The organism is Streptomyces sp. NPDC053513, assembly GCF_044544765.1.
Taxonomy (GTDB): domain Bacteria; phylum Actinomycetota; class Actinomycetes; order Streptomycetales; family Streptomycetaceae; genus Streptomyces; species Streptomyces litmocidini.
In genome coordinates this window covers 40,958-53,072 of the sequence record NZ_JBITXP010000040.1, presented here as the reverse complement: position 1 = coordinate 53,072, position 12,115 = coordinate 40,958, and the positions used below count along the sequence as shown (strand labels likewise).

11 protein-coding genes, 1 rRNA gene and 1 pseudogene are annotated in these 12,115 nt (G+C 74.3%); 11 read left to right on the top strand and 2 right to left on the bottom strand.

The annotated features are described in order from the left end of the window. The 3 genes and pseudogenes from rrf to ACIGW4_RS36620 all read left to right on the top strand — a co-directional run. Positions 1–91 (top strand): 5S ribosomal RNA (gene rrf / locus ACIGW4_RS36630); the annotation flags it as partial. A 154-nt stretch (positions 92–245) separates the two neighbouring features. After that, positions 246–1,175, top strand: a pseudogene (locus ACIGW4_RS36625) (tetratricopeptide repeat protein); the annotation flags it as partial. Positions 1,176–1,466: 291 nt separating this feature from the next. Then, positions 1,467–2,189, top strand: coding sequence for a tetratricopeptide repeat protein (locus ACIGW4_RS36620; protein ID WP_398710640.1), 723 nt, complete (start codon positions 1,467–1,469; stop codon positions 2,187–2,189). Positions 2,190–2,251: 62 nt separating this feature from the next. On the opposite strand, the gene ACIGW4_RS36615 is transcribed toward ACIGW4_RS36620, so the two are convergent. Further along, positions 2,252–3,547 (bottom strand): DUF1015 family protein, encoded by a 1,296-nt coding sequence (locus ACIGW4_RS36615; RefSeq protein ID WP_123450916.1) that lies wholly within the window; start codon positions 3,545–3,547, stop codon positions 2,252–2,254. Positions 3,548–3,625: 78 nt separating this feature from the next. Here ACIGW4_RS36615 and ACIGW4_RS36610 point away from each other — a divergent pair, with 78 nt between their 5' ends. Both ACIGW4_RS36610 and ACIGW4_RS36605 read left to right on the top strand, forming a co-directional pair. Further along, on the top strand, positions 3,626–4,729 hold the full coding sequence (locus ACIGW4_RS36610; protein ID WP_359589370.1) for an HAD-IIA family hydrolase: 1,104 nt from the start codon (positions 3,626–3,628) through the stop codon (positions 4,727–4,729). Between the two features lie 74 nt (positions 4,730–4,803). Further along, positions 4,804–5,649, top strand: coding sequence for an ABC transporter ATP-binding protein (locus ACIGW4_RS36605; protein ID WP_359589371.1), 846 nt, complete (start codon positions 4,804–4,806; stop codon positions 5,647–5,649). A 100-nt stretch (positions 5,650–5,749) separates the two neighbouring features. On the opposite strand, the gene ACIGW4_RS36600 is transcribed toward ACIGW4_RS36605, so the two are convergent. Continuing rightward, complete coding sequence (locus ACIGW4_RS36600) at positions 5,750–6,097, bottom strand: SCP2 sterol-binding domain-containing protein (protein WP_123450910.1); 348 nt, start codon at positions 6,095–6,097, stop codon at positions 5,750–5,752. A 42-nt stretch (positions 6,098–6,139) separates the two neighbouring features. On the opposite strand from ACIGW4_RS36600, the gene ACIGW4_RS36595 reads away from it, so the two are divergent. The 6 genes from ACIGW4_RS36595 to ACIGW4_RS36570 all read left to right on the top strand — a co-directional run bounded on the left by ACIGW4_RS36595 (position 6,140) and on the right by ACIGW4_RS36570 (position 12,074). Next, a complete protein-coding gene (locus ACIGW4_RS36595; RefSeq protein WP_123450909.1) occupies positions 6,140–6,403 on the top strand; it encodes a hypothetical protein in 264 nt (87 codons plus the stop codon). Between the two features lie 7 nt (positions 6,404–6,410). After that, positions 6,411–7,226, top strand: a complete 816-nt coding sequence (locus ACIGW4_RS36590) for a TlyA family RNA methyltransferase (protein ID WP_123450906.1) — start codon at positions 6,411–6,413, stop codon at positions 7,224–7,226. Next, entirely contained in the window at positions 7,223–8,146 is a 924-nt protein-coding gene (locus ACIGW4_RS36585) for an NAD kinase (RefSeq protein ID WP_123450904.1), read from the top strand. Before ACIGW4_RS36590 ends, ACIGW4_RS36585 begins: the two co-directional genes overlap by 4 nt. A 127-nt stretch (positions 8,147–8,273) precedes the next feature. After that, entirely contained in the window at positions 8,274–10,016 is a 1,743-nt protein-coding gene (recN, locus tag ACIGW4_RS36580) for a DNA repair protein RecN (protein ID WP_123450902.1), read from the top strand. 113 nt (positions 10,017–10,129) lie between these two features. Further along, the gene (locus ACIGW4_RS36575; RefSeq protein ID WP_399585885.1) at positions 10,130–10,822 is read left to right on the top strand and encodes a hypothetical protein; all 693 of its coding nucleotides are present in this window, start codon (positions 10,130–10,132) and stop codon (positions 10,820–10,822) included. A gap of 172 nt (positions 10,823–10,994) precedes the next feature. Continuing rightward, positions 10,995–12,074, top strand: coding sequence for a glycosyltransferase family 4 protein (locus tag ACIGW4_RS36570; protein ID WP_398710645.1), 1,080 nt, complete (start codon positions 10,995–10,997; stop codon positions 12,072–12,074). Positions 12,075–12,115 lie beyond the last annotated feature (41 nt).

Below are 12,115 nucleotides of genomic sequence, written 5' to 3'. Positions count from 1 at the left end.
GCCCGGTTACATTCCGAACCCGGAAGCTAAGCCTTTCAGCGCCGATGGTACTGCAGGGGGGACCCTGTGGGAGAGTAGGACGCCGCCGAACAATTCTTCAGGACCCCTGGTCCCAGCGTTCACGCTGGGACCAGGGGTCCTTTTGTTTTTGCTTGACTTTTCCGATGCGCGGCTGAGTGCCGGCTGCGCGAGAATGACTGCAGTACCCGAAGACAGGAGTCACACCGATGTCCACCAACTCTCCCGACGACCGTCCGGAGCGCGAGCCGCGTCGCAGGGACGGTGGCGGTGGCGACCGGGGCGGCTTCCGTGGACCGCGCCGTGACGACAACCGTGGTGGCGGCGGCTTCCGTCGCGATGACCGTGGCGGTGACAACCGCGGTGGCGGCTTCCGTCGCGACGACCGGGGCGGCGACAACCGCAGTGGCGACAACCGCGGTGGCGGCTTCCGTCGTGACGACCGTGGTGGGGACAACCGTGGTGGCGGCTTCCGTCGCGACGACCGCGGTGGGGACAACCGTAGCGGTGGCTTCCGCCGTGACGACCGTGGTGGTGAGCGTCCGTCCTTCCGTCGTGACGACCGGGGCGGTGACAACCGCGGTGGTGGTTTCCGTCGCGATGACCGTGGCGGTGACAACCGTGGTGGCGGGTTCCGTCGCGACGACCGTGGCGGGGACCGCCCGTCGTTCCGTCGGGATGACCGTCCCTCGTACGGGCAGCGTGACGACAACCGCGGTGGTGGTTTCCGTCGTGACGACCGTGGCGGTGACAACCGTGGTGGCGGCTTCCGTCGCGACGACCGCGGCGGGGACCGTCCGTCGTTCCGTCGGGACGACCGGCCTTCGTACGGCCAGCGTGACGACCGTGGTGGCGACCGTCCGTCGTTCCGTCGGGACGAGCGGCGTGATGAGCGTCCTTCGTCGTTCCGTCGTGACGACCGTCCCTCGTACGGGCAGCGTGACGACCGTCGTGACGACAACCGTGGTGGCGGCTTCCGTCGCGATGACCGTGGTGGCGACAACCGTGGCGGTGGTTTCCGTCGCGACGACCGTGGTGGTGAGCGTCCGTCGTTCCGTCGGGACGAGCGGCGTGATGAGCGTCCTTCGTCGTTCCGTCGGGATGACCGTCCCTCGTACGGGCAGCGTGACGACCGCCGTGACGACAACCGCGGTGGCGGCTTCCGTCGCGACGACCGGGGCGGCGAGCGTTCGTCGTTCCGCCGTGACGACAACCGCGGCGGTGGCTTCCGTCGCGATGACAGCCGTGGCGGCGGCTTCCGTCGCGACGACCGGGGCGGCGACAGCCGCGGTGGGTTCCGCGGGCGGGACGACCGAGGTGGCTACGGGCGTCGCGACGAGCGCGGCGGTCGGGACCGGGACCGTGGCGACCGCGCGCCCCTCAAGCGTCTGCCGATCCCGCCGGAGGTCACCGGTGAGGAGATCGACCCGGATGTGCGCCAGGAGCTGATGAGCCTGCCCAAGGGGCTCGCCGAGGACGTCGCGCGCAACCTCGTCATGGTCGCCCAGCTGATCGACGAGGACCCCGAGAAGGCCTACGGCTACTCCAGGGTCGCCCTGCGTCTCGCGTCCCGTGTCGCTGCCGTCCGCGAGGCCGCTGGCTTCGCCGCGTACGCGACGCAGAAGTACTCCGAGGCGCTGGCCGAGTTCCGGGCCGCGCGCCGGATGAGCGGCGGTGTCGAGCTGTGGCCCGTCATGGCCGACTGCGAGCGCGGCCTCGGCCGGCCCGAGCGGGCCCTCGCCATGGCCGGTGAGCCCGAGGTGCAGAAGCTGGACAAGGCCGGGCAGGTCGAGATGCGGCTCGTCGCCGCCGGCGCCCGCCGGGACATGGGCCAGCTGGACGCGGCCATCGTGACGCTGCAGAGCCCCGAGCTCGCCTCCAGCGCCGTGCACCCGTGGACCGCGCGCCTGCGGTACGCGTACGCCGACGCGCTGCTCGCCGCCGGGCGTGAGTCCGAGGCGCGGGAGTGGTTCGCCAAGGCCCTGGAGGCCGACAAGGACGGTTCCACGGACGCTTCCGACCGGCTCGCCGAGATGGACGGCGTCGAGTTCGTCGACGCGTTCGACGAGTCCGAGGACGAGGCGGAGGAGACCGAGGAGTCCGAGGACTCTCGGGAGGCCGACGTCGTCGAGCTCGACGACGAGGGCGACCGGGACGGTGACAAGGGCTGATCCCCCGGAGCAGTGAGAAGGGCGGCACCCGTCGGGTGCCGCCCTTCTTCGTTCCGGTGCCCTCAGTCCAGGGCCAGGCTCCTCAGGACCAGTCCCGTCGCGGGCTTCGGGCCGAAGGAGGTCGACTTGCGGGGCATCGTGACGCCCTGGCGGGCGAGGTCGCGGACGACCTCCTCCCGTACCGGATGCATGAGGACGGCCGTGCCGCCGCGGCGTTCCGCCTGGGCGACCGCCGCCTCCGTGTCGTGGATGTAGGCGATGTCCTCGGGGGCGTCCGGGATGTGCCAGACGTGCTCCAGGAGGGTGGAGTGCAGGACCGTCGCGTCCAGGGTCCGCCAGGCCTCGGGGCGGTCCGTGCGGATCGTGCGGTCGAGGAGGGCGGGGTCCGGGCGGTCGAGGAGGTGGAAGGCGCCGTCGCCCGCGAGGAGGAAGGCGTTTCCCTCGGCCGTGGCGGCCTCCAGGGCCTCCAGGGCCGCGGGGAGCGGCTGGTCGATCCTGCGCACCCGGAACGCGTCTCCGAGGGCCGTGAGGGCGTCGGAGACCGGCAGGCGGTTGAGGAGCCGGTGGATCGCGCGGACCCGCAGGGGGTAGCGGGCGGTGTCGATGAGGAGGACCAGGCCGTAGTTCCAGGGGCCGGGGGCCGCGTGCTCCTCGCGGAGGCGCAGGTACGTCGCCCAGCGGTGGTGGCCGTCGGCGATGAGGGCCTGATGGCGGGCCAGGTCGCCGGCGATCACGGCGAGTTCGGCGGGGTCGGTGACCGACCACAGGCGGTGCTGGAAGCCGTCCTCCGTGGTGGTGGAGAGCAGGGGGTCCCGCCGGACGGTGCGCTCGATGACCGTGCCGGTGCCGCCCTCGTCGTCCCCGACGTAGGTGAGGAGCAGGGGCTCCAGGTTGGCGGCCGTGGTCCGCATCAGGGCGGCGCGGTCCTCGACGACGTGCGGCATGACGTCCTCGTGGGGCAGGACGACGCCCTCCGCCGGGGTGGAGAGCTCCAGGGCGCCGATGACACCGCGCTGGAGGATGTCGTCGCCCTGCTGCTCGTACACGTAGAGCGCGGGCTCCGGGTCCGGGGCGAGGACGCCGTCCGCGAGCCAGCGGTCGAGGGTGACGGCGGCCTTGCGGTGGCGGGTGCCGGCGGTGATCGCCTGCGGGAGGATCAGCCGGACGATGTTGTGGGGGTCGGCGGACTCCAGATGGAGCAGTCCGTCAGGTCGTACGACGACGTCGTAGGGAGGGGACGTCACGGCGGCGAGGCTGCCGACCCGCTCGGGGACGTACCGGAGCCCGCGGAACGGGGCCAGGCGCAGACCTGTGGCGTCGGCGCGGACGTCGTCGGCCGCGTGACCTGATGTGTTCATCCCGTCATCGTATGTGGGCGGGCATGAGCGATGATCGGAAGAGTGGGGGAATTCACCCGGTGATCTGAGGAGTGTGCGGTGACGGTGCGGAACGGTCGGGGACGGCGGGACGACGGCAGGAAGCACCCGGCGGGCAGCGCGGTCGCGCTGAGCGAGGCGTACGACACGGCGCTGCTGGACCTGGACGGTGTCGTGTACGCGGGCGGGGAGCCCGTTCCGCACGCCGTGGAGGCGCTCGGGACGGCCCGGGCCGGCGGGATGCACCTGGCGTACGTCACCAACAACGCGCTGCGGACGCCCGGTGAGGTGGCGGAGCACCTGACGGAGCTGGGCGTGCCGGCGGAGGCCGGGGACGTGGTCACCTCGGCGCAGGCGGTGGCCCGGCTGATCGCGGACGAGGTGCCCGCGGGGTCCCGGGTGCTGGTCATCGGCGGCGAGGGGCTGCGGGTGGCGCTGCGCGAGCGGGGTCTCGTACCGGTGGAGTCGGCGGACCACGATCCGGCGGCGGTCGTGCAGGGGTACGGCGGGCCGGAACTGCCCTGGGGGAGGTTCGCGGAGGCGGCCTACGCGGTGGCGCGGGGCGTGCCGTGGTACGCCTCGAACACCGATCTGACCATTCCCGGGGCGCGGGGGATCGGGCCGGGGAACGGGGCGGCCGTGGAGGTCGTACGGATCGCCACCGGTGGCCGGTTCGAGCCGAAGGTCGCGGGGAAGCCGCTGCCGCCGATGCACCGGGAGACGGTGCTGCGGACGGGGGCGGAGCGGCCGCTGGTGGTGGGGGACCGGCTGGACACGGACATCGAGGGCGCGTTCAACGGCGGGGTGGACTCGCTGCTCGTGCTGACCGGGGTGACGGACGTGGCGCAGCTGCTCGCGGCCGTACCCGAGCACCGGCCCACGTACGTGGCGGCCGATCTGCGGGGGCTGCTCACGGGGCAGCCCGAGGTCGTCGCGGACGCGGACGGGGGCTTCGCGTGCGGGGGGTGGCGGGCCTCCGTGAGCGGCGGCGAGCTCGTCCTCGACGGCGCGCCGGGCGAGGGGGCGGACGTGCAGGACGCGGTGCGGGCGCTGTGCGGGGCGGCCTGGTCGGAGGCGGATCGGCCGGGCGCGGACGTGCCGGACGCGGGGAAGGTGCTGGCGCTGCTCGGGGTGGAGAGACGTCCGACCGGTGAAGTTGGGTAGGCTAACCTAACTTCGCGTGGGCCGTGGTCGTCATCGCCGCGCACGGCCACGGACGAGACGGCGGGAGTGCGGGTATGGACGGTCGGCAGCAGCAGCGACTGAGCGCGGAATCGGTCACCCTGGCGTACGAGCAGCGGGTCATCGCCCGCGACCTGTCCGTCGCGATCCCCGACAACTCGTTCACCGTCATCGTCGGGCCCAACGCCTGCGGCAAGTCCACCCTCTTGCGCGCCCTCTCCCGGATGCTGAAGCCCAGCGAGGGGCGCGTCCTGCTCGACGGGCGGTCGATCCACGCGCTGCCCGCCAAGAAGGTCGCCAAGACCCTCGGGCTGCTGCCTCAGACCTCCGTGGCCCCCGACGGCATCACCGTCGCCGACCTCGTCGCGCGCGGCCGCTATCCGCACCAGGGGTTGCTGCGCCAGTGGTCCCCGGAGGACGAGCGGATCACGCGCGAGTCCATGGCGGCGACCGGCGTCGCGGAGCTGGCCGACCGGTACGTGGACGAGCTCTCGGGCGGGCAGCGCCAGCGCGTCTGGATCGCCATGGCGCTCGCCCAGCAGACGCCGTTGCTGCTGCTCGACGAGCCCACCACGTACCTCGACATCCAGCACCAGATCGACGTCCTCGACCTGTGTGCCGAGCTGCACGAGACGCAGGGGCGGACGCTCGTCGCCGTCCTCCACGACCTCAACCACGCGGCCCGGTACGCCACCCACCTCATCGCCGTCCGCGACGGCGAGGTCGTCGCCGAGGGGCCGCCGTCGGAGGTGGTGACCGCCGAGCTGGTCGAGCGGGTCTTCGGGCTGCGCTGCCAGGTCATCGAGGATCCGGAGACGGGGACGCCGCTGGTGGTGCCGGCCGGGCGGAAGGCGCGCGTACGGGCGGCCGTGGAGGCACAGGAGCCGGTCCTGCAGAAGTGACCCGGGGGAGAGGCGGGGCCCGCGCTGCAGGAGTGAGTGACCTGGGGGAGGATGCGGGGCCTGCGCTGCAGGAGTGACCCCGGGGCGCAGGAGCCCGTGCCTACAGGAGGGACCTCAGGCGCAGGAGGTCGCGGAAGCCGGCTTCCAGTCTGACCCTCCCCGAGGCCCAGGCCTTCGCGAAGTTCAGCCTGCCGTCCACCATCGCCACCAGGTCGTCGCCGGTCATCGCGAGCCGGATGTCCGCCTTGGCCGGCGGCGGGCCCGCCACCGTGGCGTCGACCCTGATCCGGCCGTCCGCGAGACGGCCCGTGAACGTCGTGTCGAGGTCGGTGACGTGGCAGCTCAGGCTGCGGTCGAGCGCGGCCGCACCGCGCACGCCCTCGTCCGCCCGTGCGAGATTGTCCGAGAGTCTGTCCAGTGCGCCGCGGCACTCCGTGATCGTCGCCATCGCCGTCGACGGTACCCCAGGGCTTCGCGGTAGCGTCGAGGCATGAGCGACGCCACCCCCGAAGCCCCGCAGGAGCAGGCCCCGGCCGAGACGTACGAGCCCGCGGGGCCCGCGCCGCTCGGTGTCGCCCTGGAGCCCACCGGCCATCCCGCCGTCGACGCCCGCCTCGCGCGTCTCGCCGAGCTCGACCACCTCCCGGCGGACGGACACCTGGAGGTGTACGAGGATGTACACCGTGGACTGCGCTCCGAGCTGACCTCGCTCGACGCGCACCCCGCCCCCCGTCCGTACGACAACAGGAGCTGAACCGAACGTGGCAGGAGTGGCACGCCGCCGTCTCGACGCCGAGCTGGTCCGGCGCAAGCTCGCGCGCTCGCGCGAGCACGCCAGCCAGCTGATCGCCGCGGGCCGGGTGACCGTCGGCAAGACCGTCGCCACCAAGCCCGCCACCCAGGTCGAGACCGCCGCGGCCATCGTCGTCGTCCAGGACGACTCCGACCCCGACTACGTCTCGCGCGGCGGCCACAAGCTCGCCGGGGCCTTCGCCGCCTTCGTGCCCCAGGGGCTGGAGATCGAGGGCCGGCGCGCCCTGGACGCCGGAGCCTCCACCGGCGGCTTCACGGACGTCCTGCTGCGCGCGGGCGCCGCCCACGTCGTCGCCGTCGACGTCGGCTACGGGCAGCTCGCCTGGTCGCTGCAGAGCGACGAGCGCGTCACCGTGAAGGACCGCACGAACGTACGCGAGTTGACACTCGACGCCATCGACGGCATCCCGGTCGACCTCGTCGTCGGCGACCTGTCCTTCATCCCGCTCGGCCTCGTCCTGCCCGCCCTCGCGGCCTGCACGGCGCCCGGCGCCGACCTCGTCCTCATGGTCAAACCGCAGTTCGAGGTGGGCAAGGAGCGGCTCGGCGCCGGCGGAGTCGTACGTTCCGCCGAGCTCCGCGCGGACGCCGTGAAGAACGTGGCCCGGCAGGCCGGCGAGCTGGGCCTCGGAGTCCTCGGCGTCACCGCCAGCCCACTGCCCGGCCCCTCCGGCAACGTCGAGTACTTTCTGTGGCTGCGGGCAGGCGCGCCCGCGCTGGATCCGGCTGACGTCGACCGCGCCGTGGCGGAGGGACCTCGTTGAGCTCAACTGCAGCAGCACCATCGGGAACAACACGCACCGTCTTCCTGCTCGCGCACACCGGCCGGCCGGCCGCCGTGCGCAGCGCCGAACTGGTCGTCCTGGGGCTGCTGCGCTGCGGCATCGGCGTCCGCGTCCTGGAGGCCGAGGCCGCGGACCTGCCGCTGCCGCCGTCCGTCGAGCGGGTGCCGGAAGGCTGCCCCGACGCCCTCGACGGCTGTGAACTCCTCATCGTCCTCGGCGGCGACGGCACCCTGCTGCGCGGCGCGGAGTTCTCCCGCGCCTCCGGCGTGCCCATGCTCGGCGTCAACCTGGGGCGCGTCGGCTTCCTCGCCGAGGCCGAGCGCGACGACCTCGACAAGGTCGTCGACCGGGTCGTCACCAAGGCGTACGAGGTCGAGGAGCGGATGACCCTCGACGTCACCGTGCACGAGAACGGCGACGTCCTGCACCGCGACTGGGCGCTCAACGAGGCCGCCGTGCAGAAGGTCTCGCCGGAGCGGATGCTGGAGGTCGTGCTCGCGATCGACGGGCGCCCGGTGACCGGCTTCGGCTGCGACGGGGTGATCTGCGCGACACCCACCGGCTCCACCGCGTACGCCTTCTCGGCGGGCGGCCCGGTCGTCTGGCCCGAGGTCGAGGCGCTGCTCATGGTCCCGATCGGGGCCCACGCCCTCTTCGCCAAGCCGCTGATCACCACCCCCCAGTCGGTCCTCGCCGTCGAGGTCGAGCCGCACACCCCGCACGGCGTGCTGTGGTGCGACGGGCGGCGGACGGTGGAGCTCCCGGCGGGGGCCCGCGTCGAGGTGCGGCGCGGCGCCGTGCCGGTCCGGCTCGCCCGGCTGCACCACGCCTCCTTCACGGACCGGCTCGTCGCCAAGTTCGCCCTGCCCGTCTCGGGATGGCGGGGCGCACCGCACTGACGCCCCGGCGGGCCCGTGACGAAGCGGTGCGGCGCACCGCGGCGGCACCCCCGGCGGGTTCGTAACGAACGGCGCGTCCGGGGGTCACGGCCGGGGGCGATGTCGCATCGGACCCGGTAAACCTCGTATGGTCTGGGGCGTGCTGGAGGAGATGCGGATACGGTCGCTCGGGGTCATCGACGACGCGGTGGTCGAGCTGTCGCCCGGATTCACCGCGGTGACCGGTGAGACCGGTGCGGGCAAGACCATGGTCGTGACCAGCCTGGGGCTGCTGCTCGGCGGACGTGCCGACCCGGCCCTGGTGCGGATCGGCGCGGCCTCGGCCGTCGTCGAGGGGCGGATCAGCGTGCCCCCGGACTCGCCCGTCGCCGCACGCGCCGAGGAGGCCGGTGCCGAGCTCGACGAGGGCGTGCTCCTCGTCAGCCGCACCGTCTCCGCCGAGGGACGCTCGCGGGCCCACCTCGGCGGGCGCTCCGTGCCCGTCGGGCTGCTCGCCGAGCTCGCCGACGAACTCGTCGCCGTCCACGGCCAGACCGACCAGCAGGGCCTGCTCAAGCCGGCCCGGCAGCGCGGCGCGCTCGACCGGTACGCGGGCGAGGCCGTCTCCGTGCCGCTCGCCGCCTACGGCGAGGCGTACCGGCGGCTGCGCGCCGTCACCGCCGAGCTGGACGAGATCACCACCCGGGCCAGGGAACGCGCCCAGGAGGCCGATCTGCTGCGCTTCGGTCTCGGCGAGATCGAGGCCGTCGCCCCCCGGCCCGGCGAGGACGCCGAACTCGCCGCCGAGGCCGAGCGGCTCGGGCACGCCGAGGCCCTCGCCTCCGCCGCCGCGCTCGCGCACGGCGCGCTCGCGGGCAACCCGGAGGACCCCGAGGCCGTCGACGCGACCACCCTGGTCGCCGGTGCGGGCCGGGCCCTGGAGGCCGTACGGTCGCACGATCCGGCGCTCGCCGGGCTGGCCGACCGGATGGGCGAGATCTCCATCCTGCTCTCGGACGTGGCGCAGGAACTGGCCGGGTACGCCGACGACCTGGACGCCGACCCGCTGCGGCTCGCCGCCGTCGAGGAGCGGCGGGCGCTGCTCACCCAGCTGACGAGGAAGTACGGCGAGGACATCGCCGCAGTCCTCGCCTGGGCGGAGGAGAGCGCGGCGCGGCTCGGCGAACTCGACAGCGACGACGACCGGATCGAGGAGCTCACCGCCGAACGGGACCGGCTGCGCGACGAACTGTCGGTGCTCGCCCAGCGGCTCACCGACGCGCGCACGGAGACGGCCGCCCGGTTCGCCGCCGCGGTCACCGCCGAACTCGCCTCGCTGGCCATGCCCCACGCGCGCGTGTCCTTCTCCATCTCCCAGACCGAGGACCCCGAGGGCGTCGAGGTCGGGGGCCGGCGCGTCGCCTACGGCCCGTCCGGGGCCGACGAGGTCGAGCTGCTGCTCGCCCCGCACCCCGGCGCCCCGCCCCGGCCCATCGCCAAGGGCGCGTCCGGCGGTGAGCTGTCCCGGGTGATGCTCGCCGTGGAGGTCGTCTTCGCCGGGGTCGACCCGGTGCCGACGTACCTCTTCGACGAGGTCGACGCGGGCGTCGGCGGCAAGGCGGCCGTCGAGATCGGCCGGCGGCTCGCCAAGCTCGCCAAGTCCGCGCAGGTCGTGGTCGTCACCCACCTCCCGCAGGTCGCGGCCTTCGCCGACCGGCAGCTGCTCGTCGAGAAGACGAACGACGGCTCCGTGACCCGTTCCGGCGTCACCGTCCTGGAGGGCGAGGAGCGGGTCCGGGAGCTGTCCCGGATGCTCGCCGGCCAGGAGGACTCCGAGACGGCCAGGGCCCACGCGGAGGAGCTGCTCGCCACGGCGCGGGCGGACGCGTGACCCGGGGGCGGAAGCAGGCGAGGGCGCGGGGCGGTGCGGTTGCCGGGGGTTCCGGGGCGGCGCGGCCCGGTGCGGTCGCGGGGAGCTTCGGGGCGACCCGGCTCGGGACGTTCGTGGCCGCCTTCGGGGCGACCCGGCTCGCGTACGGGCAGCTGAGGCGGCGGCCCCCGGGGAACCCGGACAGCTGGCGGCGGACCAACCACGCCGGCCGGCCGGTCCTTCTCCAGGCCGGTCCGGCCGCCGCCCTCGGCTCGGCGGCCGCCGTCCTGCCCGCGGCACCCGCCGCCGCCCTGGCCGTCGCGGCGGCGGCCGTGTGCGGGCGCCACGACGACCTGCGCGGTGACCACCGGCGCGGATTCCGGGCGCATCTGACGGCGCTTCGGGGCGGTGAGGTGACCAGCGGGACGGTGAAGCTGTTCGGGATCGGCGCCGCCTCGCTCGTCGCCGCGGCCCTCCTCAAGGAGAAGCCCGTCGACAAGGCCCTCGCCGGAGTCGTCATCGCCGGTACCGCCCATCTGGTCAACCTCGTGGACGTACGGCCGGGACGCGCGGGCCTCCTCGTGCTCGGGCTCGGTGCGCCGGGACTGCTGCGCGGGACGCTCGCCGCCGCTCCGATGGGGGCCGCCGCGGCGCTCCTCGCCGACGACCTCGGCGAGGTGAGCATGCTCGGCGACATGGGCGCGCACGCGCTCGGCGCCGCCGTCGGCAGCGCCGTCGCCGCCTCCAACGGGCGGCTCGGACTCGCCGCGCACGCGGCCGGTCTCGTCGCCGCCGCCGTGTGGGGTGAGCGGGCGTCCTCCGCCTGAGGGGCGTGCGCGTGGTGCGGGGGGAGTGAACGGGGCGCTTGCGCGCTCACCTGTGGGGGTGAACCCGGGGGAGTGTGTGCCCGGCCCGTACGCCTTCCGCGCACCGGAACGACGCCACTTCGGTGCCGGAACGTGCGTACGGTCCAGGGCCCGGACTGGCATCCTTGGGCGCGTGACACAGCTCCGTACGGTCCAAGTGCTGGGCGGCGGCGGCGCGGGCAGCAGCGCTCACGTCCGATCACTCGCCTCGGGGCTGGTGGCAAGGGGCGTGCGGGTGACCGTGTGCGCCCCGGCCGAACTCGACCGCGCATACGACTACCTGGGCGCCGGCGCGCACTTCGTGCCCCTGCCCCGCCTCGGCGACCCCGCGGCCGTCGCCGCCCTCCGCAACGCCTGCATCGGCGCGGACGTGGTCCACGCGCATGGCCTCCAGGCCTCCGTACGGGCCGCGCTCGCGCTGACCGGCGGCTGCCGGGTCCCCCTGGTGAGCACCTGGCACAGCCGGAACCACAGGGACGGCGCGCGGGGCGGCGTGCTGCGGCTCCTCGAACGGAAGACCGCGCGGGCCGCGACCGTCGTCCTCGGCACCTCCTCCGAACTCGTCGACCGCGCCCGGCGGCGCGGGGCCCGGGACGCCCGCCTCGCCCCCGTCACCGTGCCCCCCGCGCGCGGGCCCGTCTGCCTCCACGACGGCAAGGCCCGCGCCGAACTCGGCGCCGTCGACCGGCCCCTGCTCATGGCCGTCGGGGCGCTCGAACGCGGCCGGGGCTACCGGACGCTGCTCGACGCGGCGCGGTCGTGGCGGGAGCTCGATCCGCAACCGCTGCTCGTGATCGCCGGGGAAGGGAGCGAACGGGCCTTCCTGCAACGGCGGATCTTCGAGGAACGGCTCGCCGTCCGGCTCATCGGACGCCGGGACGACGTCGCCGAGCTGCTCGCCGCCGCCGACGTCGCCGTCCTGCCGTCGCGGTGGGAGGCCCGCTCCCTGCTCGCGCAGGAGGCGCTCCGGCTCGGGGTGCCGCTCGTCGCGACGGCGGTCGGCGGTGTGCCGGAACTCGTCGGGAACGCGGCGGAACTGGTCCCGTACGGGGACGCGGGGGCCCTGGCGGGGGCGGTGCGGGGGCTGTTGGAGGACGCGGAGCGACGGATGGACCTGGCGGCGGCGGGGCGGGTGCAGGCGGGGACGTGGCCCACGGAGGACGAGACGGTGGCGCATGTCCTGGCGGTGTACGACGAGCTGACGGGACGGTGAGCTTCGCGGGGCGGTGCCCTCGCCGTGGTGGACGCGCGCCT

What these genes read in the sequence shown, in the direction of transcription:
- ACIGW4_RS36600 (WP_123450910.1), bottom strand. Translation starts at nt 6,097, where the DNA reads ATGGCGACGATCACGGAGTGCCGCGGCGCACTGGACAGACTCTCGGAC.
- ACIGW4_RS36605 (WP_359589371.1), top strand. Translation starts at nt 4,804, where the DNA reads ATGGACGGTCGGCAGCAGCAGCGACTGAGCGCGGAATCGGTCACCCTG.
- recN (WP_123450902.1), top strand. Translation starts at nt 8,274, where the DNA reads ATGGTCTGGGGCGTGCTGGAGGAGATGCGGATACGGTCGCTCGGGGTC.
- ACIGW4_RS36620 (WP_398710640.1), top strand. Translation starts at nt 1,467, where the DNA reads ATGAGCCTGCCCAAGGGGCTCGCCGAGGACGTCGCGCGCAACCTCGTC.
- ACIGW4_RS36615 (WP_123450916.1), bottom strand. Translation starts at nt 3,547, where the DNA reads ATGAACACATCAGGTCACGCGGCCGACGACGTCCGCGCCGACGCCACA.
- ACIGW4_RS36595 (WP_123450909.1), top strand. Translation starts at nt 6,140, where the DNA reads ATGAGCGACGCCACCCCCGAAGCCCCGCAGGAGCAGGCCCCGGCCGAG.